A 22,585-nucleotide genomic window follows, 5' to 3' on the forward strand; every position below is an offset into this window, starting at 1 on the left:
TCTGTCTTCAACTAACTGTCCGATGGCGCCAAGGGCACAAGGAGTACTGCGCTGGATGTTTTCCGGCGCCAACCGGTTAGTTGGCGCATAGAGGGTGTGAGCAATTTGGCCGCGAACCCTGCGGTATCAAAGCTCCACGGTCAGCGCCTTGATCCCCACCCCTGCGCAAAACCGCCCCACCGCCGTCAGCGAGCGCCACACCCTTATCGGTTCGCGCCGTGAACGCACCGGCAGCCATTTCACCCCGAGGCGCAATTCCAGGCGCCAGCCTTCGCCGTCGCGCAGCACGCGAAACTCCCGCGCCGCGCCGGTCTCCACCAATGCCCGCAACGTCTCCTGCTCGATGGCTTTTTTCATCGCCCCGGCTCTCCCACCCGCCAGTTCCCCGATGTCTGGTATAGCGCAGCATGGCGTGCCGGTAGCCCTCGCCGGCCAAGCGGTCACCGCCCCTGGTTCAGGTGTGGGGGGCTATTCACCATAACGTCCTATTACGCGCAGTCCACTGCTCTGCAGTGCGCTAGAAGTCGGCCTCGCTGAGGCTTTCGACGCGCATGTTGCCGTGCAGCACCTTGTACAGGGTCAGGCTGATGTCGCTGTACTGATAGCCGGTGGCGGTGCTGAACTGCTCGACCTGCAGCAGGCTGGAGCGAAAGTTACAGCCGCTGGCGATGTCCTTGTACTTCACGTAGTACGTCCCCGGGCTGATCTGGCGCAGGGTGAACTTCTGCCCGGCGGGCACGAAGGCATGCCGCTCCAGGGTGCCGCTGCGTGAGGTGGCAGGGCCCAGTTTGATATACAGCGCGCTGTTGCCCTGGGAGTTGTCGATGCTGATTTGCGAGTAACCGGCGTTGTAGGGGATGCCAAACCCGCGCACGTAGCCCGCCGTGCGCGGCCAGGCACGACCCTTGGGATCCTGTGGCATGGGCTGACAGCGCGGTACAGGGGGCGCGGCCGGTGCCGTACGGCTGGCGGCGGGGGGTGCGGCCGGCAACAACGGACTGCTGGGCGTCGCCGATGCCGTTGTGCGCGCAGGGGCAGACGGCGGTACGTAGGCACTGTGGCGTTGACCGTACGAGTCTAGGTAGGACAGCCCGAGCACCAGGGCGAAGCCTAGCGCGCCGATCCAGCGGGCAGTGCGGAACAGATTGCCGAGCAGTGCGCCCCAGGCGAGCGGAGGCGCGCTTTGACGCTGCTGCGGTGGGGGTGGCGGGGGCGTTTTCGGCGGCGGAGGCGGTGGTGGCTGCGTGTGGGCGCGGCCGGCCTGGCGCTGGAACTGTTCGAACTGTGCCTGTTGAAAGGCCTGCTCTTGCTGCGCGATCCACTCATCGTGCGAGCGCCGGCGCTGTGGGTCGGAAAGCACCTCGTACGCCTGATTGATCATGGCCATGATCCGCGCGGCCTGCGGATCACCCGGATTCTTATCCGGGTGATACTTCTGTGTCAGGCTCTTATACGCGGCGCGGATGACTTCGGCCGAGGCCGTGCGCGCCACCATCAGGTTGTCGTAGTGCGTACGCGGTTTCTGCATGTCCCTTGCCTTGAAGCGCCGCAATCGGCGCCCGGTGCATCCTGGGCGAACTCGCCGGCCACCCTTGGTGGCGAAATGCAATTGTCGGTTGGCACGTTCGTGCTGGCAAGATCACTCGGTGTGAGGTGACGCGCGGCGCCGAATAACGCCCGCGCTACCGAGCAGCAATAGTCCTGCCGCGATATCCAGGAGCATCCACAGCTCTTTGGGGAGATGCAGTTTGGCGAGCGGATTGAAGACCAAGGCGCACAGGCCGTAGGCCCAGGGTAACCAGCGATGCTGACGTTGCGCCGCCAAGTAGATGGCGAATATGAAAACCGCGCAGGCCAGCAGGCGCAGGACACTGTAGTAGGCGTACGGTAGGGGGAACGCGCCGGCCATCAGCATGAGACTGCACAGCAGAATCACTGGGAAAGGCATGGAGGGATTCCTGAGGGGCGAATGAACGAAAGCAGAGGAAAGTCTTTTCTGCGCCCGGCGCAATTGTAGGTTGGGGACTCCAACCCCACAGGAGTTGCCCCATGAGCCATCACAACAAGCATCACGCCAATCAATCCAATCCGAACCATCCGAGCCACCAGGCGGCTCAGGACAATCGGTCGAACCAGCTGAACCCGAACAACCCTGCGTACCACAGCAGCCGGCAAGCACCGAAGCCCGGCAAATAACCAGGCATGGTAGGCCGGGGAATCCTCCTTCCCCGGTCTGACAAGGAGCGTAAAAATGGCCCGTAAAGCCGAAACCAACGGCATCGCCGATACCCTGCGTCGCCTATTTGGCCACGATGCGGATCGCAGCCTGGTCAGCAAACTCGCGGATGAACCGCCACTGCAGGCGCATCGCGTCGACCCCAAAGGGAATTCGCTGACGCTCAAGCGCTCGGATGCATGCGACAACCTGATCAAGAACCTAGTGGCGCTGGACAGCGTGTTCAACAGCCGAAGCTTCTGTGGCCGTCTCGCGAAGGGCGAGGTAGCGGACGGCGAACTACGCAGTGAAATCGCCCACGCTCAGGCACGCCTGCAACAGAAGCTGCGGGCCTATGCCTATTGGTTCGATCGCCTGGAGTCACTCGAGGCGCTGTTGCAGGATCGACCGTCGCTGGAAACCTTTGCACTGCAAGATCGCTTGCCGTTAAGCACCGCGAGCGCGGCCGAGCAGCCGGGCGCACCCTACGCCTTGCGGGCGGTGCAATTGCTCGAGAGCGTCGAAGAGCAGGGGCGCGGCGCCACTGTGGATGCCGAGCAGCTCAGTGAAAAAGCCTGGGCGTTACATCGCTTGGGCCTACAGGCGCAGGCCCACCAAGCAGCACGCCGGGCGGTCGCGATCAACCCTCAACACTCTGAGGCCTGGATGCTCTTGGCGTTGGGGTGCCTTGAGCAAAAGCGTGGGGGGAGCAAGCGCGCTGGCGTTATCAGCAGGCGCGTGAGTGGGCCGACCCGGGGTCGTCACATGAACAGTGGGCCGAGGAGATGCGCGATGAGGCGGAGGGGCGTATTGCCAACGCCTTGCATCAGCACCGGTCGGTGATTTTTCCGGCCCTGCGCTATTGGCCGTTTAAGTTGGAGCACAAAGCGCGGCAGTATCGTCACCGCGACCAGTATGAAGTGGTTCGCAACTGGTGCATTGATTGGCTCTTCACCTTGCTGCGCCCCCACTCGGCGCCGCTCTCGTCGGACGTTGACGTACAGCGTGCCTACGCTGCCAATGGGATGGGGCCCGAATTCGTATGGAGCGAAGCCAGTCGTTGGTATCAGCGTCTGGGAGGACGTGGGGGCAAAAGCCATGGACTCTCCGAGTTGGAGCTCGAGGTTGCGGCCATGCTCCATCATGAATGGGCGGATTTGGTCGGCCGGTCAATGGGCTTCTCCTTCTTTCAACGCTTGCTGCTTGACCCACAGCGCCACCTGATCGCGCTGAAGCTATTGCACATTGGCTATGTCTTGGGCTTTGGTGGATACGAACGTCTGCGGGATCGAGTGCTGGATGATTTGCAGTACTGGAAGTCGACGGAAATCCTGCATGTCCTGAACGACAGAGCGTTGCTGCAGGTACTCACTACCCATTGCTCCACTGCTGGAATGCAGGAACTGGGCAACCGCTTTGCGCAACTGGCGGGCATCGTCGATGTGGAACAGCGGGCGCACTCATCTCGACTTCGGGGAAACCTCTGGCGACAGCGTTATCACCATGCGTTTGTTCGGGGAGAGTATGCCTGTTGCCGCGAAGTGGCCGTGGCCGCACAGCAGTACTTGATGCAGTCTCCGGATGCCCCAGCGCCTGTTGATCTCAGTTGCGAAGAAGCCCAGCAGAACGTGCTGAGCCTCAAGCACTGGAAGTATCTTGAGCTGAGGGCAGCTGTGGAAATGCCACCCGGTGCAGAGAGTGCTGTGAGCTTGCTATCCGTCGATGAGCCGATCGTCTATTTCGCCGACGAGCGTAGCTATTTGATCGAAGAGTTTGGCGGGGACGAGTTCATCGACGAGTCGTTCTGGGTGGCTCCCTATGGCGACTCGATTATCAGCACTGGCCGCTGGCGCAAAGCAGTTTGTGCACTGGCGGAAGACAAGGTGCTGCAGGGCTCGGTCATTAAGCAGATTGAGGAGCTTACCGGCATGCTACGGCAGCTGGAGGACGCGGCACTTTTGGTTTAGACCTCCTCGTCGAGCAGAGCATTGGGCTTCTTAGCGCTGCAGGGCGGCGAAGTAATTCAGGTTCGCGGCCTCCCCGCTGACCAAATCGCGCCCTGCCCAGCGCAGATCCGCTGCATCGTCATCAAAAACCGCCATGGCCGCCAGTGTCTGATATGTGTCCTCACTCTGCATGCTCAATTGCCCATTCGCTGGATCAAGCATGGCGAGGTTCAGCCAATCGCCTTGGTAAGGGGCAGCTTCGACTTGGGTGATCAGGCGGGTCAGCGCTGAGATGATGGGGCTGGCCTGGGGCAGAACGAAACAGATTCGCGGCACCAGTGCTCGATGAGCCAAGGCTAGCTGGAGGTACTCCAAGCCAACCGCCATGGCAGGTTTTGCAATGCTACCCAACCGGATGAACAGGGCCACCTGGGCAACGCCGTCCTGGGTGACCAGCATATTGGGAGCCTGGTACAGGGTGCCGCCCGTCTGCTGCAGGATGCGCCCTTCGGGGTAACCAAAGAACTTTGCGCCTACGCGCGCAAGGGCGTCAGCACTGCTGCGCTCATGGGCAAGCAGGAGGCGTCGGGTACTGTCGCGATTGTGCAGCGCCGCCTTCTGCGGTTGTGCCTCTTGCAACTCACCGAAGAGGCTGTTGAGTTGCTCCAAAGAACACTGGTTGCGCAGGACGTCGGGGAGCAATGTCTGGGCACGAGCGGGAGATATCTGCGCAATCTTGCCCAACATGTCGGCTTGCATATAGGTGCAACCGACCTCCTCAAGGCCAAGGTTCGGTCTCAGGTCATCTAGCGCCCGTCCGGCCTTCATCATCCGCGCAAATGTGGCGTTTTTGACACCGGCGCTTTGGGCGTGGCGCAGGAGGACGTCTGCCTGACGCTCCCCTTTGGCTAGCGCCGTAGGGAGCTCTGCAGAGGCCACTCGATACTGACTGAACCAGGCTGTGTTGGCGCGCCGTCCCACTGAGGGCTCCTTCCATCGACGCCTCATTTTGCCGGAAATTGCGGGCGAAACGTAATGGTGTTTGACGACACCCGTGGACTGCGCTATTCCTAATGACAGATATAAATTACAGCCTGTCATATAGTGCCGATTTTCCACCGCACAACCAGCACTATATGGCAATGGCGCCATTGGACATTGCCGTTGGATGAGTCATGAAGCTTGACGCCCTTTCCCCCCTTCACAGCCGCGACGTTGCGCGGCGTACGCATCGTGGCCGCCGCGCCTTTGTCCTGTGCTCGCCGAAAAACGGTCGAGTCGAAATTCGCCTGGAGTCGCGGCTGGAGCAGTCCGTTGCGCAGGCTTTGGAGCTTGATCCCCGGGTACGCAGCTACCGCACCCAGCCCTTCACCCTGGAACTCAGTACCGGTCGATTACTCGCCGAGCGCCCATCCCGGCGCCAGGCGCTGGAGACGTTCTATACCCCGGACTTCGTCGCAGATGTGAATGGCTTGGAGGTGGTGATCGAGGTCAAGCCAGCAGCTTTTCTTGAGGAACGTCGCGAGCAGCTTGTGCACTTGCGGTCGCGCTTTTTGGCCCTCGGTCGGCGTTTCGTGGTGATCACTGAGGCGGATCTTCCGCCGGTCTATCAGCGCAACCTGGCAGTGCTCCTACCCTTCCTGACTCAGGCGTCCAGTCATTTGGTCTCCTGGGTAGAACCGCTGACGCGGCGTGCGCCGGAGCAACTGCGTGGGTCACTGCGTGAGGTACTCGCGGGTCTATCCCCGGCCAATCATTACCTGGGAGCCGCCCTGCTGTTGGGGGTTCTGCGGGTAGATCTGTGTGAACACTGTCTGGAGCACATGGATTTTGAGGTAGAGCCGGCGCTCGGCTCGCTCGGCGTATTTGAGGTGTTGCGCTATGACTGACTCATTGGCGGTTAATCAGTACATCCAGCGCGAGGGTGCCTTGTATCGGATCTCTGCCATCAGACCGTTGTTGGGTGACATCGACTTGGAGGGCAAAGGAGGGGTGAGGCTAACCTTGCCACTGCGAGATTTCCAGAACGGGATCGCCAGCGGAGCGATTCGCCTGCAGTGCGGTGCAGTCACGCCGGCCAAACGGGTCACAACGATGAAGGAGCGTCAGGAAGCCGAATTTCGCCTGGCATTGCTGGATCTCAACGCCCACTTAGAGAGGCTCCCGATCGACGCTCAGGAGCGCAAGTTCAGGCTCGAAGCTTTCTGCAGTCAGCAGAAGCGCAAGCTGCCCTGTGCCAAGACCTTGCTGAGGTACCGTGACGCCTTCGCCACAGCAGGGTTTGAAGGGCTTGTTCCGAGCTTCAGCCGTCGTGGCGGCTCGGGGTGGTCGCGTAAGCGCGCGGCGAAAAAAATCGCCGAGCAGGTCATCATCGATACGTTCATGCGTGATGACAAACTGAACCTCAGCAACGTCGCTGAGTTGGTGAATGGTCAACTCGCAGAAGCAGGCGTGGCATATGGAACGCCTGCGCAGCTGGATCGAAAAACCATCAGTCGGATGATCCAGCGGATGCCCAAGGGGCTCGTTAGGGAGGGACGACTCGATCCTCGCACGTTCGCGTTGTGGAATCGCCAGGCGGTGCGCACCTTCGAGGTGAGGCAGCCTCTCGAGCGCGTTGAACTGGATGCCAAAACCATCGATATGTACTGCCGCGATGAGGTGGGAAATCTGTACACCCAACTCACGCTGTACGCGATGGTTTGTGCCTACGCCTCCTATCCGCTGGCGATCTATGTCTGCGCTGGAAAGCCCAGCGAGTACACCCTGTTGAAACTCTTTGAGAACTTCTTTACGCCGAAAGACCAGGCGTACAAGGATCGCTTTGGCATTCGTACGGACTTAGTGGCGCCCAGCGCGTTGTCGCTAGTGGTATTCGATAACGCAGCAGAAAACTCCTCGGATCTGGCGCTTGCGTTGCTGCGAGAGGTTGGCATCAGTTTCGAATACGCGCGTGTCGCGCGTGGCGACGACAAAGGTCACGTCGAGTCGCTGTTTGGCGTACTCGATAAGCGCCTGCTGCATAAGTTGCCGGGCGCTACCCGCAGCCAGGATGGGCGTAACCCAAATCGCCACGCGAGGGCTAGCGCTGAGGCGTGCTACACGATTGAGCAGATCTACCGCGAGATCATGCGATTCGTCGCGGACGTGTACATCCACGAGCCCCGGGAAAAGTTGGGATTCCGCTTTGGCGAAAAGACTTCGATTCACGATGCCATGCACAAAGCAATGCAACAGTTCGTGCCACTGCCACCACCGCCTTTGGAGACGATTCAGCGACTGATCCTGAACATCAACCGTGACGTGCGGAAGCTGCAGCACTACGGCGTGGATTTTGAGGGTTTTCAGTACCACAGCAGCGCACTGGCTGATCTGGCCCGCAGCCGCGATATTCCGCAGCTGGAAATACTGTACAACCCGGACGACTGCTCAGCGATTTTTGCCGTGCACCCGGATGATCGCAGCTTGATGCGGCTGCCGAACAAAATGCTGGGCGTGCCTCCGGTGTCGTTTGAAATCGCCAAGTCGCTGCGCAAGCTCTACACCCGGGCGGGAGCGATGCAGGGAAGCGATTACCGACGTCTGTATGCCGAGGCGCTGGCGCGCTATACACGAGACAGCCAGGGTGGGCGTCGGAAGAAGGTTTCCGAAAACAATCGTGAGGCACGTAAGCGTGAGCAACATCAGCACACGAAGAATTTGCAGCAGCAGTTGCAAGCACATACCTCGGTTGCAGTCTTGCCGGAGATTGGCCCCTCCCGCGCAGTAGATCAGATCGTGGTGCCGGCGCCACGACGGGAGCGCGCCAATGACTAAGTTCGATCCCCTGATTTGTCATGAACGATTCTTAAACGCTGAAACAGCGATACACGATTTGCTCCTGTGTGCTCGCCAGGGCGATCCCCAGATTCTGCCAATCGTGGGGCCGAGCCGGGTCGGCAAGTCCACACTCTTACGCAGTTTGCCCTCTGCCCCACGCGGAACCAGTCATCGCGAGGTTTTGATTGTCACCAGCCCTAAGCATTTGAGTCGGCGTGCGCTACCCGATGCGTGTTTGGCAGCGCTGGGCCTGATGCCTGACCTGTACCGCAATCAGGTGATGGCTGATCAGGCTCTGTTGAAAGGGCTAAAGCAAGCAGGCACCAGGCTGGTGGTGTTCGACGAAACGCAGCACATGCTCGAGCGCGCCGGTTCGACCACGGCCCGCGCGGCGGGCGACTTCCTCAAGACTCTGTTCGATGAGGCTCGCTGTAGTGTGTTGCTGCTAGGCCTGCCCTCCATGTTGGCGCTATTCCAAGCTAACGAACAGCTGGCTGGTCGTTCTCGGCGGGAGGTCGAGTACTACCCCTATCAATGGGACGGTGACGAGTTCCTCGCTTTCCGTGCGGCCCTGGCGGGCGCCTTGGCAGCTCTGGAGGAGTGGGGTTGGCAGACCTTTTCCTGCAACGATGTAGAGTTTGCCAGACGTATGTATCTGGCTTCGGCCGGTCGCTATGGTGTGGTGCATCGCTTGTTTCAGGAGGTAGTGGCGAGGGCCCAGGGCTCGGCCAAACACGCGGACTACCCCGCGTTTGCTCAGGCATTCGACCAAGCCATCATGCAACCGGGCGAGCGCATTAATCCGTTTGAGCAAAGCCTGGTCGTGGAAACTGAACATCTTGCGCGCGCCTATGTGTCGGTGATGCCAGATGTGTTTGCTCCACGTGGAGGGTGCTGACGTGCTGCCCTTCGTCCCTCAACCTTTTGCCGACGAGAGCCTCGAGAGCTACCTGCAGCGCCTGGCACTTGCCCAGTTTCTTACCAGTAGCCAACTGCTGTTACGCCCTGTGGGGCTGCGCTCCAAACGGCTTTTTAATCCCGACGAACTTAAGCAGTTTGCAGAGCATTACGCCCTCGATGCGCAGCAGCTTATTGAGATGGCCACATTTCCTTCCGTAGCAGGAGCATTGGCACGAGGAAAGTTCCTGCGGCTCAGTGCTGCGGTGTGCCCTCAATGCTTGGCTGAGGAGCCCTATCTCCGTCAAAGCTGGTACCACGTGTTGGTGACTGCCTGCAGACGGCACGGCGCTGCGCTCCTGGAAAGTTGTCCGGGGTGCCGGCAGCCGCTTAGCCACCACCGAGGGCCGCTGACTCACTGTTCGTGCGGAGTGGATCTGTCGGGGGTGCTGCAGCAGACTGCCGATGCAGGGAATCTGCTGGTATCGGCCCTCATCAGCGGTGAGGAGCAAGAAGCTCGCTCAGTGCAACAGCAACTGGGAGGCCTGCCCTGCTTACCTGAGGATATCGATGCTTTCGTGGTGTTCCTTGCCAACCTGAATCGAGCCCAGCCATGGCGTCGAGGGCGTGGCATTACTCTGGGCGAGGCTGAAGCATTAAACAGGGCTGCTTATCATTTCCTGGAAGATATCCCCTCTAGCTTCCAAGCATTTGTTCGGCGGCGGATTCAGCACGCTAATCAACGCCAAAGCGCCAAATTCATCACGGAGTTGGGCGGTTGGTATCGCCAGCTCACCCGTGATTTCGATCGACCCGAGTATGCCGCCGTCGTGCGGATTGCTGCGGAGTGTCTGGTGCTGCATGCGATCGCACCACTCAATCGGAAGATGAAGCAGATCGGCAGCGACCTGCTCGGGATGAAGTCGACGTACACCACCGCCGAAACGGCTCGCCTGTTGGGTTCGTCTCCGGATCGGATTGTTGCCTTCGTCAAAGCCGGGCGTCTTCGTGGGCAAGTACTTCAAGGGGGGGCGGTTGAGTACTGTCTGGTCGAACGTACGGAAGTCGAGGAACAGCAGCGCCTGGCGGCAGAGGTGATTACTCGAAAAGACGTGCAGCGAATGCTCAATGTTTCACGCCATCTTGGTGATCGCCTCATCGAGAGTGGGGTGCTGCAGCGTATTCCGGATGTGCAACGGCCGTTATTCGGTAAGGGCGAATTTTGGCGCGTCGAGGTCGAGCAGCTTTTGGCACGACTGAGTGAAGCCTGTGACGTGCATGAGGGCGGCCCAACCCTGAGCTTGGCGGAAATCAGTGCACGGCAATTTCCGCGAGATCAACTCACCGAGTTGTATCGACAAATCGGCTCGGGGCAGCTGAAACCGGTGATTCGCCTGCAGGACATCGAGGGGTTGGCATCCCTGCGTTTCGATCAGCATGACATTCTCGCCATCGTGGCGCCGGCCGAGGCGCCACGCTTCGAGCTGAGTATCACGGATCTCACCAAGTTCACCCGTTGGAAGCACGCAACGATCAGAGGCTGGATAGAGGCTGGCTGGCTGCCATGCCGACGCGAAACGCTGCGCGGACGGGAGCGCATCTGGATTTCACCGGCTCACCTGGTGGAGTTTCTCTCGCGCTACGTTGTCGTCGCGGATGCGGCTGATCAGCTCAAGACCAAATCCGTCTGGTTACAGGAGTCGCTGTACAGCCGAGGACTGGTTGCCCAAGCAGGGCACCTCAATACCGAAGGTGTTCGGCGGGGGCTGCTGCTCAGCACGGCTGCATTGCTCAACGTTGCCACAGGCCGCGCGCCGGCGTGGCGGCGCTCCGTCAACGACGAGCCAGCGAGCCTTCCGGTGGCTCCTTCCTCCTCAGTCCATGATGTGGGAGCGATCTATGGTCAGGTTGATTGACCCTGAGACCGAGGCGCGGCTGCTGCGTGCCCGGCTCCATAGGTTTGGCGAGCCAGTGACGGCGTATCTAACGGACGTTCGTATCTGCGCTGGCTGCGCCCTGGGTGTCGTCTATTGGGATGCGCAGCGACGCTTTTTTAATGGTCGGTTGATCCGAACCTCGGACATCCATCGAGTGGTGCAGTCTGGACGCTATTGGCTGCTCGCCACCGAAAGCCAGAGCCAATACGTCGTCGTGTCGTTCCAGCGACCGGGCGGGCGGAAATCGCTGGAAGCGTACCTGCCGCTTCTGTGCAGAGGCATATTCCCTACGCCTCTGGCGCTGCAATAGCCGAGGTGGCCCATGATCACATCAATGATAACGCTCGAGTTGACCGAAGGTGATCGCGTGGCATTGTGGTGGTTGAAGCAACAGGCCGTCGCTGTGGCCACCCTGCTTTATCCAGACAGCCCACTCGAACAGCACAGCGTGGCAGCCCTTCTCACCCAGATCAGCCGGGAGCTTCGCGCGCCCGTCAATCTCCAGCTGGTGAGCGATTGCGCTCGGGTCGAGCAGCGCCTGCTGGAGGAGCTTGGCAGGGCCGCTCTGAGTAGGGCCAATTCAGTAGAGCGCCAAGCACTCTTCGACCTCGTGTACCCCCGGATCACAGGCGACAACTATGCCCATAAGCGGTTGAGCTGCCTGTGCTCCTCCGAGGCGTGGCCAGACGACACAGGTGAGCCAGTATGAAAATCCTGTTGTTGTCCGACCTGCACAACGAGTTTGAGTGCTATCAGCCGCCTTCCGTGGACGCAGATATCGTGGTTCTCGCCGGGGATATTGATCTCGGGATCCGGGGGGTGGAATGGGCCACATCAGTCTTTACCTGCCCTGTGCTGTACGTTGCCGGCAATCATGAATTTTACCGAGGGCATCTCAAAAGAACCCTGGAAAAAATCAGGGCTGCGCGGACGGATCGAGTATGCGTGCTGGATCGGGATGTAGTGGAACTCGGCGGCGTGCGCTTTCTGGGGGCAACCGCCTGGACGGATTTTGCGGCGACCGACAATCAACCCACCGCTGCGGCCTTGGCTGGACAGTTACTCAACGATTTCCGACAGATCCGTACCGAGAACTACCGCCCCTGTCGGCCGCTGGATTTCATCACCCAGGCCTCGCTGACGCGACTCTGGCTGCAGGAACAGTTGGCGATTCCCTTCAGCGGGCCAACGGTGGTGATCACTCACCATGCTCCCTCGCTGAGATCCTTGCAGGGTAACCCGCACGCGGGTGGCCACCTCGATGCGGCTTTCGCCAACCAATGGGATGACCTGATGGGCGATCCGATTTCGCTTTGGCTGCATGGCCACGTGCATACGGCGGTGGATTACGAGCTGCGTGGTACCCGCGTGGTATGCAATCCCCGAGGCTATCCCGGAGAGCAGACGGGTTGGTCTCCCTACAAGCTGATTCAGCTGACTGTGCCGGAGGTGTCGTGATGGACGTGAAGGAGCTGGTGGGGCAGGCCTGGGACGCGCTGTACAGCGAGGGGACGCCGATGCCCGGATGCCAATTAGCCGAGGCTGAGGCAGTGATCGAGGTGCAGCGACGTTTTCCGCGTAAGCCCTACTGCCTGGTGCGACAGTGGGCCCTGATCGATCTGGCGTGCCCTGCAGCTGCCTTGACCCTCATCGAGCGAAGTGGACGGCGCCCGACGGTGGTGTTCGCCCATTGCATTGTTTCGGATAGTGCCCATCGCGGCCCACCGGGTAATTGGATTCGTAGCACTTTTGAGGTGTCTCGGGACGATAGTGCGGGCCTCTTCGAGAGCCGCAATACCGTTTACGTGCTCTTAGGCCCCGGTACGCGCCGAACCGCTCCGCTGGGGGTGGTGATGTCCATCCATTAGGTGTTTCTGTTCCGCCCCCGTGGGACATGGCACAGTGAACTGGAGAGGCATATGTCGAACGCTGTCCGAATGACCGTCCAGGCGCAAATTGGTGATGACTGGTTCGATGCGCTGACCTTGGTTTTCACGCGCCCAGAACAAGGGCGCTTTGGCCCCTGCGCGTTCTCCTATACCGACCCTTTCATCAGCCGTTTCCACAGCGAGCTGGGTACTCCATTCGCCTGCGCTGTCAGCGTACGCCATCGTCTGGATTGGACGCGTTTTCACACCGAAGGCTTCCCCGCATTCTTGTATGACCTGATGCCGTCGGGTGCCGCGCGCACAGTGCTGTGTCGTTGGCGAGCCTTGCAGGCGTTGGAACTCCCGCCAAGTCTTGATGGGCTGATGTATTGCACCCCGGCACCGGTCGGACATCTGCGGATAAAGGAGTCCGCAGCACTTATCGCCACCGCCCCCCGATTTGCTGTGCCGCGCGAGGAAGTGGTTCGGCAAAACCTTCGCCTCTTCGATCCTGGTGAAGAACATGGACTAGTCGCAGGTGGCTCACTCGGTGCTGGCGGCGAGGCGCCTAAGCTGCTCCTCGCTGAGACACGGCATGGAGAGCTATTTGCAGATGCGCTGCTACCGGATCAGTTTGCAGAAAGGCACTGGCTGGTAAAGTTTCCGCGAGGCAGTACTGCGTTGGATCGAGACATTCTGCGCAGCGAGTACCTGTACTACCGCGCTGTGGCGCAGCTGGGTTTGGACAGCATCGCGCTACATGGATTGGCCTTCGAGTCGGACGATTTTCCTAGCCTGTGGATGCCGCGCTTTGATCGAGTGCGTAGGGGGGAAGCCGTGCATCGCATGCCAATGGAGTCGATGTACTCGCTCTGCGGAAACACCCATCCAGGCTCTGCATTACGCCACGAGGCGGTGCTGACTGCATTGGTCGGACTATGGCGGGAGGCTGGACAGGCCCACCTGGTCGAAGACCTTGTGTTCGAGTATCTGCGCCGGGATCTGCTCAATCGCATCCTGGGCAACTCCGACAACCACGGACGAAACAGCGCGATCCTTCGAGACGATCAGCTGACGCTGGCGCCGATCTACGATCTCGCTCCTATGGTGTTGGATCCCCACGGCATTAGTCGTTCCACTAAGTGGGCAGCAGAGCGCCGCCACCGGCATGTCTGGCGTGCGGTGTGTGAGGTGCTGGCGGAGTTTGCCGAACCCGGCGCTATGTTTGATCGGCTGCGCGACACCGCGCAGCGATTCCGAGCCTTGCCCGATCTGCTGGTCGACTTACCCCACGCAGTACGCAGTGCACCGGTCATTCCACTCAATAACCTCGATGTTCGTCTGCGTGAGTGGGGCCTGCGTTGAGGCACTGGGCAACTGGAGGGATAGCATGGAGAAGGTCAGTACTGCCACCGAGGGTCTTTGCGATGTTTGTCGGCGCAGGCTTCCTCACGATAGGAGTGGTTGTCGGCATGGGGAGTTGCTGGCGAACTGGGGTGAAGGCTCAGCGCACGTGGGGGAGCAGTACCGACTGCAACTGTGTGAATCCTGCTTTTTCTATGCACTAACGACGCTTCGCAGTCTCCGGCGGACAGCAACGATGTTTGACGATGACGTCGTGTATGAGGAGCACGATTTTGGTCGAGTGAATTCTGGCTTATTGGATCAATGAGCTGATGGTGACGCTAGAAAGGCTTGGATGCGTGCGGAGTTGGGCACGCGACGCAGCATTCTGCGGGAGACCAGGGTGAGGTCGTCTCTGTTGAAGCACGCCTGTAAGCATTGGCCTCATGTCGAGCCCCTGCTGAGAATGCCGCTGAATGACGAGGAGTACAGAGTCTTGGTGAGGGCACTGAATCAGCTGTTGGATATCGTTGGAGATAACGAGCTGCACCCGCTAGAGGGCCTCTTGAGTCGTTTAGGTGACAACATTGCGGCCTATGACGCGAAGCACTTTCCAATGCCTTCCAGTAGCCCTGGGCAAGTGCTGCAGTATCTGATGACGGAACGTGCGCTTGGCCTCGACGACTTGCCCGAGATAGCCAGTGCTGAAGGTATTGCCGATCTACTCAGTGGTCGACGGCGATTTACGCGGAGACAGATCCGAGCACTGTCGACGCGTTTTGGCGTTTCCTCTGCAGTGTTTCTTTGACATGCGACGTTGCGGCGCCATCACTTGTCAGAAGTCCCTCTGCGATGGGGGCGACGTTTTGCGCCTGGGGCACTGCTGCGCCATTGTCGTTAGAGGAGTGTTTCTATAATCGCTCTATAATTTTCTATAAAGTCCTATAAGTACCGTCCTAGAGCGCCTGCCGCTGTATATTTGGCCCCCGCAGAATGATGTAGCAACGGTTGAGCCTCTAAGCTCATCGTGACGTGCTGTCCCGCTCGGCGCTGGGGGATTCGAACCGTCCTTCGCATAACCCGTGATCGGTGAAATGCCGGTTCGTCGGCAGTCAACCTTCCAAGGCGGGCTTGATGCGGTGCTGGCGAACTGGGCATAGGGTCGCTGGATGATGCGCGTTGTCCAATCGATTGAGTCGCCACCCTAGCAGCGAGTTAGTCGGGGGACTCCTCATCCAGTGTGCTGGCGAGCTTCGGCGCAGGAAGGGCTGGGCCTAAATAGGTGCCCTGTAGCGATGTGCGATCGAACGTAAAGACATGGATATGGGGGCTTTCGAGGCAGCGGCCAACGAGAGGCAAGCACTGATCCGGCTTCCCTGGCATCAGTTCGACGGTACCGCCACATAAGGGGCAGTCTGCGACATAGCGCACCAGGCGGATCCAGCGTTCTTTGTCGTGACGAAAAATCTCCAGCTCGCAGGGGTCTTCAAGAATGGCTGGCACCCAGTAGGGCGCTTTGACGACTCGCTCATCCAGTAGGCGGAACCAAGGTTCATAGAGCTGCTTCCAGCCTACCCATGAGCCTGCCAAGGATACGAGCAAGATCACCAGGCTGCTCGAGGTCAGCGGCTGGTGAGTGAGTCCTAGCGCCAGCAAAACTGCTGCCAGGCTCAAACCCCACATCAGCGTTCCGATGAGCACGCCGATTAGTAGGGTAAGTCCACGAGGGCTGCGATTGCGGATCTGTCCGTCGCGCATCAACCAGCGAATCAGTAAGGAGGGTTTAACCGTTCCCTGTGCAGATCGTCGGTACTCGACGGAGGGGGCCGACTCAAATGTTGTGCCTGGTGCGAAGCTAGCAGGCGCTGCGGCCAGCTCAAGCCAATAGAGGCTGGGGTTGCCGCGTCCTCCGCCTTTGGCATAGCCAAACTGCAGGTGCGGTAACGGTAGCGCATGCTGAACTCGCGTCAGTGTCGCCTCCAGCACCGGCCTTTTCGGCATCCAGTCCTTAGGCAACATCTCCCGCTCTGTTGAGCTGGCGCAGGCGCTTTGCAGGGCCAGTGCCTCAAAGGTCAACGGCTGTGTGTTTGTATCATCGAGTCGCGCCAGGCTCTGATTAACCATGAACTGCAACAGTTCATAGGTGCGACCGGTGAAGGGACGATCAGTAAGTTCCTGTTTGAGGCGACTGAGCGCGCTTTGCATGCCTGCCATCCCTGGTTGTCAGCGAAGTGCTGGTTGTAGCACCCCGCTGTAAGGTGGGAAAAGCGGAATCCTCCTGAATGCGGCGGATTAGCCGGGATGACTCAGCGATGTTGACGGCGGACTCGTGAAGGAAGGAGGTCGCCATGTCCATGTCTATTGCCGTGAACTCGCTGAAGCAGATTGTCCATATCGATGAGGTTGAGCGTGGGCTTGCTTGTGCTTGCCACTGCCTGTCTTGCGGTGAAGCGGTAGTTGCCCGTAAAGGCGTACTACGGGAGCACCACTTTTCCCATCAGTCGCGCACCGCCAGCTGTTTCATTGCCCCAGAGAGCGTGTTGCATCGATATGCCAAGCAGGTAATTTGCGAAGCGATGGGGCTCCAACTGCCACCAATGCCAGGGCAAGCACCAGCTTCCGAAGACACCAGTAGCTGGTGGGACTTCGAGGCTATTGAGGAAGAGGTGTGGCTTGATGGAGTACGGCCGGATCTGGTGGCACAGCTCTCGGATGGGGATCTATTTATCGAGATCGCCGTGACCTCTTTCGTGAATGAGGAAAAGCTGGCGCGTCTGCGTGAAAAGACTGCGCGCGTGGTGGAAATTGACCTGCGCGAGTGTGCTCATCAGGCGATACGCGTTCCCTCGGAGAGCTTGCGCGCGTTTATCCTGCACGCAGTCCAGAGCAAACATTGGCTGGTTCCGCTCGCAGGTGAGGGTGCAGAGATACTGGTGGAGGCTGCCGGCGGTGATACCGAGGCCCCCGACTCCTTTGCAGGGCGAGGGTTGCCGCGACGCTTCGTCGTTGAGGGCATGTGGATCGACGCCTGGTTACTGCCTTTTGGCGCCTTGGCGCTCCGCAGCGTGGCCTATAGCCCATCGGTAGTGCAGCATTTGAAGTTGCTGGCGCGGCGCTTTGGTGGGCGCTATGCCCCGAAATACCGCAATTGGGTATTTGCCCTATGGGCAAGTGAGATGGTTTTGGCAGAGCTAAGCGCGCTAGAGCTGCAAGGCATCTCCCCGCTGATCACGTTCATTCCAGATGCCGGGCAAGCAAGCTCATCGTCTCCATGATCGGGGCTAGTGCCACAAGCATGTCGGTATGGACAGAGTTGGCGCGCTTATGGCTCAGTCAGAAACCGTCGAACTGCACTAACGATCGGAAGTGGGGCGTTGTTTTAGCTCCTCGTCCTGGCGTGCCTTGATGATGGCCTCCAAGTCGGTGATGTGTCGACGGGTCAACTGTCCCGGCAGGGCAAACGACAAGAGCATGGCCAGGCAGGCCAGAAACAGAAGGAAGCCTTCTACTCCGATTTGCACAGGGTCTGGCCAGGCTAGATTTAACGAGGCCAGGAAAGCCAGAGCCAGAATCGCAAGGTACAGATAGAACAGCGCTGCATGCCGCTTCAAGTCCCGTCTGATTTGTATGAGGTAGAAGGTATCTTGCCGCCAGTTCCTGCCCCGAAGAGCGCGCTCATTACCGACGATAGCCATGACGGCAATCAGAAAACCCGCAAGGATCGAGAAGACCGTGACGAGCACGGTCAGCGCGTTACTGTTGTTGTGATACTTGGCCTGGAATTGCCAGGCAAAAAAGGTCGCGATCAGGATGTAAAGCCCGAAGAGGAGGACTTTTCGCCAGCTAACCTTGGACTCGAGTGCGGTTATTTCTGCCATAGCTTTTGCAAGACGAGCTCGTCCCTGTAGTCGTTTAGCTCCTTGTAGACTTCAGTATTGATCAGATCGTTGGCTCCGTCGCGTCGCAAGAGGCGAACCTTCTTGGTTGGGTTGACCTCACCCAACCGAATGGACGTGCCTTTCTTAGTGATAACTGTGACATCGATGCTGTCGTCTTCTTCGTCCAAAACGTCCTCGCCAACAGAGCGCATAGCGTCGAGCACGATCGCTTCTGCTCGCGAACCGCCATCCGCTTTGATCACGGTGCTCACCTGAACCTCTCCCCAGTGCTGGGCTAGCAGGGCTCTCTGCGCGTCGCTGACGTCTTCTGCGAATAGATCCTTAAGCGTGCCGACGAAGGATTTCAGGCGAGATGAAACGGTGGCAGTACCGCTGGTATGGCCATCCAACTCCTGTGTGGCGCGATACATGGTGGTATTCAGGCGCAGCTCTTTGATGCCCTCGTCTTCCAGCACCTTTTTCTTGTTCTGATTGGTCACCTTGCGCAGTTCAAATGTCACAGAGCCTGACCGTAACGATGCTTTACTGATTAGCTCGCGGAGGTAGCTCGCAATCGTAGGTACTCGGAAGCTGCCTTCGGTAACGAGGAGCAAGTCGTTCTGATCAATGAGCACGAAGGCTTCGGACAACTTGAAAGCTCGATTGGCTGGTGCTTGCGTAGCATGATCAAGATCAGCAGCCGTAGCGACCTTCAGCCCCATGGTGGTCATCTTTTCGCCAGGTACGCCGGCGCCTATCGCGAGGCATAAAGGGGCGTTCGGCGCCGTTTCTCGGTGGCGAATGCCAACGATTCCGAGCGTCCCCATGGCGATTTCTGTTTGCGCCATGTTGCCCAGCTTGGTCATGGCTGTACGAATCAGCTGTTCAAGCGACTTTGTGGGGGCGGTGTTCTGGTTATAGATCGCGCGAACGTAGTGAATGGGTTTCTGAACCGGGCGACGAGACACTGCGAGCACTCCATTGCAAGATTAGTGTGTATATCCTCAGCGCTAGACCGGCGTTTTGCCAAGTGGGATGGCGGCCATTTGCTATTTCTGATGCGATTTTGTGTATTCGTAGGAGATACGTATGCGGGACGAATACGACCGTGCTCTGTTGCTCAAAGAGGTATGGGCTGAGCCTATGAGCGCCGTGGCTCCGAGATATGGCCTATCGGATGTTGGTCTTAAAAAGCTATGCTCCAGGTTACAGATTCCAACTCCCTCTCGTGGCCATTGGGCAAAACTCAGAGCTGGAAAGCGGGTAGCCTCAACGCCGCTCCTAAGGGATTACACAGGTCTTCCCATCTATCTACTCAAGATCAATGCCCATACGAGGGCAGCGGCTCACAGGCCTGTCCAAGAAGAGGGTGAGAAGTCCGAGGATCCTCGGCTGCAGCCAATCCTAGAATATGAAAGTATCCCTGAGCATAAGATTGCTGTATCCGAAGCCTTGAGAGCGCCCCACCTTCTGGTGAAGAAAACTCAACACGCTTTGAGCGACCCATATTTAGATCAGCGCGATTTCCCTAGGCCACGTGGTGAAGCTTTGGATCTTCGAGTTTCTAAATCGATGCTTCCACGTGCCCTTCGCGTTGCAGACGCCTTGATCAAAGCGATCGAACAACGGGGATACTCTGTAACGTTGGAAAAGAAAGCTACTTACGTAGATATACTAGGAATACGGACTGGTCTAACTTTTTTTGAGGCGGCCCGCCGCTCTAAATATCAACCGACCGACCAAGACTTGAAGAAGCTCGCACGCAATCAGTGGGTGCGGATTCCGGATTGGCAGTATCATCCGACGGGCATCCTTCAAGTTTTGGTTTCTGATGGATATGGTGGAAAGTTTGTCGACTCTTCCAAGAAAGCAGTAGAAGAACAACTCAATAAAATTATCTGTGCTATTGCTCGCCGAGCCGTAGACCACTTGATAAGCCGCGAGCGGCAGGCTGTAGTACGAGCTGAACGTCAACACCAGTACGAAACTGCTCTAGCGCAGAAATCGATGCAAGATGCTGAGCGTAAACGGCTCCAAGGGCTGTTACGAACGGCTCGGCAATGGGAGCGCGCATGTTTGCTCCGTCGCTACATTGATGAGCTCGAGCAGACTTTACGGCAGCAGGACAAGCTAGAGCCTGATCGGTTAGCGCATTTGGCTTGGGCGCGAGCTAAGGCCGATTGGCTGGATCCTCTTACGGACTCCCCTGATGAATGGCTCGATAAGGTCATTGAGGTACCGCATCGATACTCGTGGTGAGCGAAAGCCCAAAAGATCGCCCTTATTTCCGCCGGCCGATTTCAGCAAATAGCTGCCTTGCGGTAGCTCTCGACGCGACGTAAAGAGACGAGCTAGTATCCACTGGTGGCGCCCGCCCAACTTGCACACGAGTTAAAACAGGCATTCCTCTTTAGCTTGAAACCACCTACCGCGCGGCCGTGCGGGGCTTAAACGTGTGCTGCTTGCTCCTATCGGCTGTGCACAGAGGATGGTTTCATGTCACTCAAATCGCTCGCATTCGGCGTAAAACAGCACCTTCAGTCCACAATCGGCGTGCCGATTGCGCATAGCCACGCTTATGAGCTGCTGGCCGGCGCCTTTGGCTTCCATTCAAGCGCGGCGTTGAACTCTGATCACCTGCTGGCGGTAGCTACGAACGGTTCTGGGCGGCCGATCTCACCGGCATTGCTGCAGCGCCGTTTGGCGGAGTTAGGGTATGGGGAAACGGCGGCTCGAGCGGCCGAAATCCTAGCTGCCTATATAAAGGAGGGGGATTTGGCGTGCTACAGCTTGCGTAACATCGTTTCCATCTTGCAGGAGGATCCGTTCGAGCTTCTGGATGTCGAGACAGATGCTGAGCTCCAGGTGCTAATCGATGGGTTAGGCAGGCTGGCGGGGAAAGGAAACCCAGCTGCCCATTTCGCGCTGGCCCTCCTATATGGGGGAGAGCTCACCGATGACGACCATCAGCCAGGAATGGGAGGCGAGTATTGGTTGGAGCGTATGCAGGCCGGAGAGGTATTAGATGGCGTTCCGCTCGAATGGGCGATTACGGCACAGGAGCTCCAGCAAAAAAGGTCACTGCGTCTTTCTCATCTGATGCGCGCGGCGGCGCTGGGACATGATGGTGCAGTGTTGGAGCTGGCTGAGCTGGGCGAAGATCCCCGATGGCTCGAGCAAGCCTGGAACCTCGATTCAGTTGATGACCCTCTGCGCCTGGCAGAGCTTGCCTATGGCCATGGTCGTGAAGAGGATGCGCGGCGTTGGTATTACATGGCTGCAGCGCAAGGGGATACAGAAGCGATGAGGGCGCTCATCGAGGAGCTTGAGCCGAACAACCACTTTCAGGGATGGGTATGGATCTATTTATCTGCAGAGCTGGACGATGACATTCGCCGGGGCACCATGCGGGCTTACCACGATGGTGGGGCCTATGACGGAGAACTGTACGACGACGATATCGGTGGGCCGCTATACGTCGATGGTGATGAGGGCGTGCATATCCCAGCATTGGACGCAGCGTCTGATACTCGAGCAAAGCTTTTGGCGAAGGAAATCTATGCCAAGTTGAATGACTCGCTCCCCGAGACTAAATGATGAGTTAAGGGCTCGGTGCTTTCTGCAATGAACTCTGAGTTAAAACTTGATTATTTGGCCGGTCGGAGTAGGATATTTACAGTTCTTGACAGCTTGTCAATTTATGAGGTGGAAAGTAACTTTTGGCGAAAGTAGATTTTCATTTAATAACTTTAGCCGAAGCTGAAATTAACTTTGACCGAATTGTTGTCTAACGCTGATTTTCAGAAGCGTCAAATTTGATTATCTTTTCCCACCTACATTCGGGAAAGCTACAGGCAAAAAGAAAGGGCCCTTCGGGGCCCTTTTCTTTTGTCGGCGGGAGCGTCAGGAGGCTTCGGCAACTGCCTGTGGCGTGGCATCGGCCGGCAGCTCGCCCATCTCGCGCAGGGTCTGCGCAACCCAACTCTCTGCGCGCTGGTTGAGCTCGGTAATGGCGCGTGCGCCCTCTCCTTCTGCATACATGGCCGGGCCGATCACCACCTGGATGGTGCCGGGGAACTTCGCCCAGCCGTTCTTTGGCCAGCAGTGCCCAGCGTTGTGCGCGATCGGCAGAACCGGCAGGTTGGCGTTGACCGCCAGTGCCGCGCCGCCGCGGGAGAATTTGCCGATCTGGCCCGTGGGAACGCGGGTGCCTTCCGGGAAGATCAGTACCCAGGCGCCCTGCTTCAGGCGCTCGTCACCCTGTTTGGCGATCTGCTTGAGGGCCAGCTTCGGCTGATCGCGGTTGATCGCAATGGGTTTGAGCAGCGCCATGGCCCAGCCGAAGAAGGGAACGAATAGCAACTCGCGCTTGAGTACCTGGCTGAGCGGCTCGAAGTAGCCGGTGAGGAAGAAGGTCTCCCAGGTGCTCTGGTGCTTGGCGAGGATCACACAGGGCTGGTCCGGGATGTTCTCCGCACCCTTGAGTTCGTAGCGCACGCCGACCATCACGCCGGCGAGCCAGACGGCGAACTTGCACCAGGCCTGCGCGATGAAGCGGTAGCGCGCGCGGAATGGCAGGAAGGGTGCGATGAGCAGGCTGAGGGTGCCCCAGACGAAGGCGCTGGACGACAGCAGCAGGTAGAAGAGAACGGTTCTGATGGCCTGCACTATCGACATGGGA

Annotated in this window: 23 protein-coding genes; 15 read left to right on the forward strand and 8 right to left on the reverse strand. The window is 58.7% G+C overall.

The annotated features are described in order from the left end of the window. Positions 1-126 precede the first annotated feature (126 nt). From RS899_RS26925 to RS899_RS26935, 3 genes are all read right to left on the reverse strand, one after another. Positions 127-357: a hypothetical protein gene (locus tag RS899_RS26925; RefSeq protein ID WP_315808464.1), complete on the reverse strand. Its 231-nt coding sequence runs from the start codon at positions 355-357 to the stop codon at positions 127-129. 160 nt (positions 358-517) lie between these two features. Then, positions 518-1,528 carry a J domain-containing protein gene (locus RS899_RS26930; RefSeq protein WP_315808465.1) on the reverse strand — a complete coding sequence of 337 codons (1,011 nt, stop codon included), beginning with the start codon at positions 1,526-1,528 and terminating at the stop codon, positions 518-520. A 111-nt stretch (positions 1,529-1,639) separates the two neighbouring features. Then, positions 1,640-1,948 (reverse strand): DUF6804 family protein, encoded by a 309-nt coding sequence (locus RS899_RS26935; RefSeq protein WP_315808466.1) that lies wholly within the window; start codon positions 1,946-1,948, stop codon positions 1,640-1,642. Positions 1,949-2,049: 101 nt separating this feature from the next. Between RS899_RS26935 and RS899_RS26940 the strand changes: the two genes are divergently transcribed. The 3 genes from RS899_RS26940 to RS899_RS26950 are packed head-to-tail and all read left to right on the forward strand — an operon-like array spanning position 2,050 to position 4,182. Next, entirely contained in the window at positions 2,050-2,196 is a 147-nt protein-coding gene (locus RS899_RS26940) for a hypothetical protein (RefSeq protein ID WP_253441681.1), read from the forward strand. A gap of 55 nt (positions 2,197-2,251) precedes the next feature. Then, on the forward strand, positions 2,252-3,058 hold the full coding sequence (locus RS899_RS26945; protein ID WP_315808467.1) for a hypothetical protein: 807 nt from the start codon (positions 2,252-2,254) through the stop codon (positions 3,056-3,058). Further along, entirely contained in the window at positions 3,001-4,182 is a 1,182-nt protein-coding gene (locus tag RS899_RS26950; protein WP_315808468.1) for a hypothetical protein, read from the forward strand. Before RS899_RS26945 ends, RS899_RS26950 begins: the two co-directional genes overlap by 58 nt. A gap of 30 nt (positions 4,183-4,212) precedes the next feature. Here RS899_RS26950 and RS899_RS26955 read toward each other — a convergent pair whose 3' ends face one another. Then, complete coding sequence (locus tag RS899_RS26955; protein WP_315808469.1) at positions 4,213-5,142, reverse strand: hypothetical protein; 930 nt, start codon at positions 5,140-5,142, stop codon at positions 4,213-4,215. A gap of 194 nt (positions 5,143-5,336) precedes the next feature. Between RS899_RS26955 and RS899_RS26960 the strand changes: the two genes are divergently transcribed. Genes RS899_RS26960 through RS899_RS27000 form a run of 9 tightly spaced genes read left to right on the forward strand, consistent with a single transcriptional unit; the run spans position 5,337 to position 14,047 of the window. Beyond that, positions 5,337-6,050: a TnsA endonuclease N-terminal domain-containing protein gene (locus tag RS899_RS26960; RefSeq protein WP_015474787.1), complete on the forward strand. Its 714-nt coding sequence runs from the start codon at positions 5,337-5,339 to the stop codon at positions 6,048-6,050. Next, positions 6,043-7,977, forward strand: coding sequence for a Mu transposase C-terminal domain-containing protein (locus RS899_RS26965; protein WP_315808470.1), 1,935 nt, complete (start codon positions 6,043-6,045; stop codon positions 7,975-7,977). The genes RS899_RS26960 and RS899_RS26965 overlap by 8 nt, the downstream gene beginning before the upstream one ends. After that, positions 7,970-8,878, forward strand: a complete 909-nt coding sequence (locus RS899_RS26970) for a TniB family NTP-binding protein (protein ID WP_315808471.1) — start codon at positions 7,970-7,972, stop codon at positions 8,876-8,878. Before RS899_RS26965 ends, RS899_RS26970 begins: the two co-directional genes overlap by 8 nt. Before the next feature lies 1 nt (position 8,879). Further along, positions 8,880-10,793, forward strand: coding sequence for a TniQ family protein (locus RS899_RS26975; RefSeq protein WP_315808472.1), 1,914 nt, complete (start codon positions 8,880-8,882; stop codon positions 10,791-10,793). Beyond that, the gene (locus RS899_RS26980) at positions 10,777-11,124 is read left to right on the forward strand and encodes a hypothetical protein (RefSeq protein ID WP_253441694.1); all 348 of its coding nucleotides are present in this window, start codon (positions 10,777-10,779) and stop codon (positions 11,122-11,124) included. The genes RS899_RS26975 and RS899_RS26980 overlap by 17 nt, the downstream gene beginning before the upstream one ends. Positions 11,125-11,136: 12 nt before the next feature. Further along, positions 11,137-11,523 carry a hypothetical protein gene (locus tag RS899_RS26985; protein WP_015474791.1) on the forward strand — a complete coding sequence of 129 codons (387 nt, stop codon included), beginning with the start codon at positions 11,137-11,139 and terminating at the stop codon, positions 11,521-11,523. After that, positions 11,520-12,272 (forward strand): metallophosphoesterase, encoded by a 753-nt coding sequence (locus RS899_RS26990; protein WP_315808473.1) that lies wholly within the window; start codon positions 11,520-11,522, stop codon positions 12,270-12,272. The genes RS899_RS26985 and RS899_RS26990 overlap by 4 nt, the downstream gene beginning before the upstream one ends. Beyond that, complete coding sequence (locus RS899_RS26995; RefSeq protein ID WP_315808474.1) at positions 12,272-12,682, forward strand: DUF6957 family protein; 411 nt, start codon at positions 12,272-12,274, stop codon at positions 12,680-12,682. The genes RS899_RS26990 and RS899_RS26995 overlap by 1 nt, the downstream gene beginning before the upstream one ends. 51 nt (positions 12,683-12,733) lie before the next feature. Next, positions 12,734-14,047, forward strand: coding sequence for a type II toxin-antitoxin system HipA family toxin (locus RS899_RS27000; RefSeq protein WP_315808475.1), 1,314 nt, complete (start codon positions 12,734-12,736; stop codon positions 14,045-14,047). A gap of 1,194 nt (positions 14,048-15,241) precedes the next feature. Here RS899_RS27000 and RS899_RS27005 read toward each other — a convergent pair. Beyond that, entirely contained in the window at positions 15,242-16,231 is a 990-nt protein-coding gene (locus RS899_RS27005; protein ID WP_315808476.1) for a hypothetical protein, read from the reverse strand. 143 nt (positions 16,232-16,374) lie between these two features. Between RS899_RS27005 and RS899_RS27010 the strand changes: the two genes are divergently transcribed. Then, positions 16,375-17,301 (forward strand): competence protein CoiA family protein, encoded by a 927-nt coding sequence (locus RS899_RS27010; protein ID WP_315808477.1) that lies wholly within the window; start codon positions 16,375-16,377, stop codon positions 17,299-17,301. 78 nt (positions 17,302-17,379) lie between these two features. Here the strand turns inward: RS899_RS27010 and RS899_RS27015 are convergent, their stop codons facing one another. Together RS899_RS27015 and RS899_RS27020 are read right to left on the reverse strand one after the other, a co-directional pair. Beyond that, positions 17,380-17,904, reverse strand: a complete 525-nt coding sequence (locus RS899_RS27015; protein WP_315808478.1) for a hypothetical protein — start codon at positions 17,902-17,904, stop codon at positions 17,380-17,382. Beyond that, positions 17,892-18,872 (reverse strand): hypothetical protein, encoded by a 981-nt coding sequence (locus RS899_RS27020; RefSeq protein WP_315808479.1) that lies wholly within the window; start codon positions 18,870-18,872, stop codon positions 17,892-17,894. Before RS899_RS27020 ends, RS899_RS27015 begins: the two co-directional genes overlap by 13 nt. 505 nt (positions 18,873-19,377) lie before the next feature. On the opposite strand from RS899_RS27020, the gene RS899_RS27025 reads away from it, so the two are divergent. Next, the gene (locus RS899_RS27025; protein ID WP_315808480.1) at positions 19,378-20,163 is read left to right on the forward strand and encodes a hypothetical protein; all 786 of its coding nucleotides are present in this window, start codon (positions 19,378-19,380) and stop codon (positions 20,161-20,163) included. 237 nt (positions 20,164-20,400) lie between these two features. Next, the gene (locus tag RS899_RS27030; RefSeq protein ID WP_315808481.1) at positions 20,401-21,501 is read left to right on the forward strand and encodes a hypothetical protein; all 1,101 of its coding nucleotides are present in this window, start codon (positions 20,401-20,403) and stop codon (positions 21,499-21,501) included. Between the two features lie 306 nt (positions 21,502-21,807). Here RS899_RS27030 and RS899_RS27035 read toward each other — a convergent pair whose 3' ends face one another. Then, positions 21,808-22,581 carry a lysophospholipid acyltransferase family protein gene (locus RS899_RS27035; protein ID WP_315808482.1) on the reverse strand — a complete coding sequence of 258 codons (774 nt, stop codon included), beginning with the start codon at positions 22,579-22,581 and terminating at the stop codon, positions 21,808-21,810. Between the last annotated feature and the right edge of the window lie 4 nt (positions 22,582-22,585).

It is taken from the genome of Pseudomonas sp. C9-3, from assembly GCF_032392015.1.
GTDB lineage: Bacteria > Pseudomonadota > Gammaproteobacteria > Pseudomonadales > Pseudomonadaceae > Pseudomonas > Pseudomonas nitroreducens.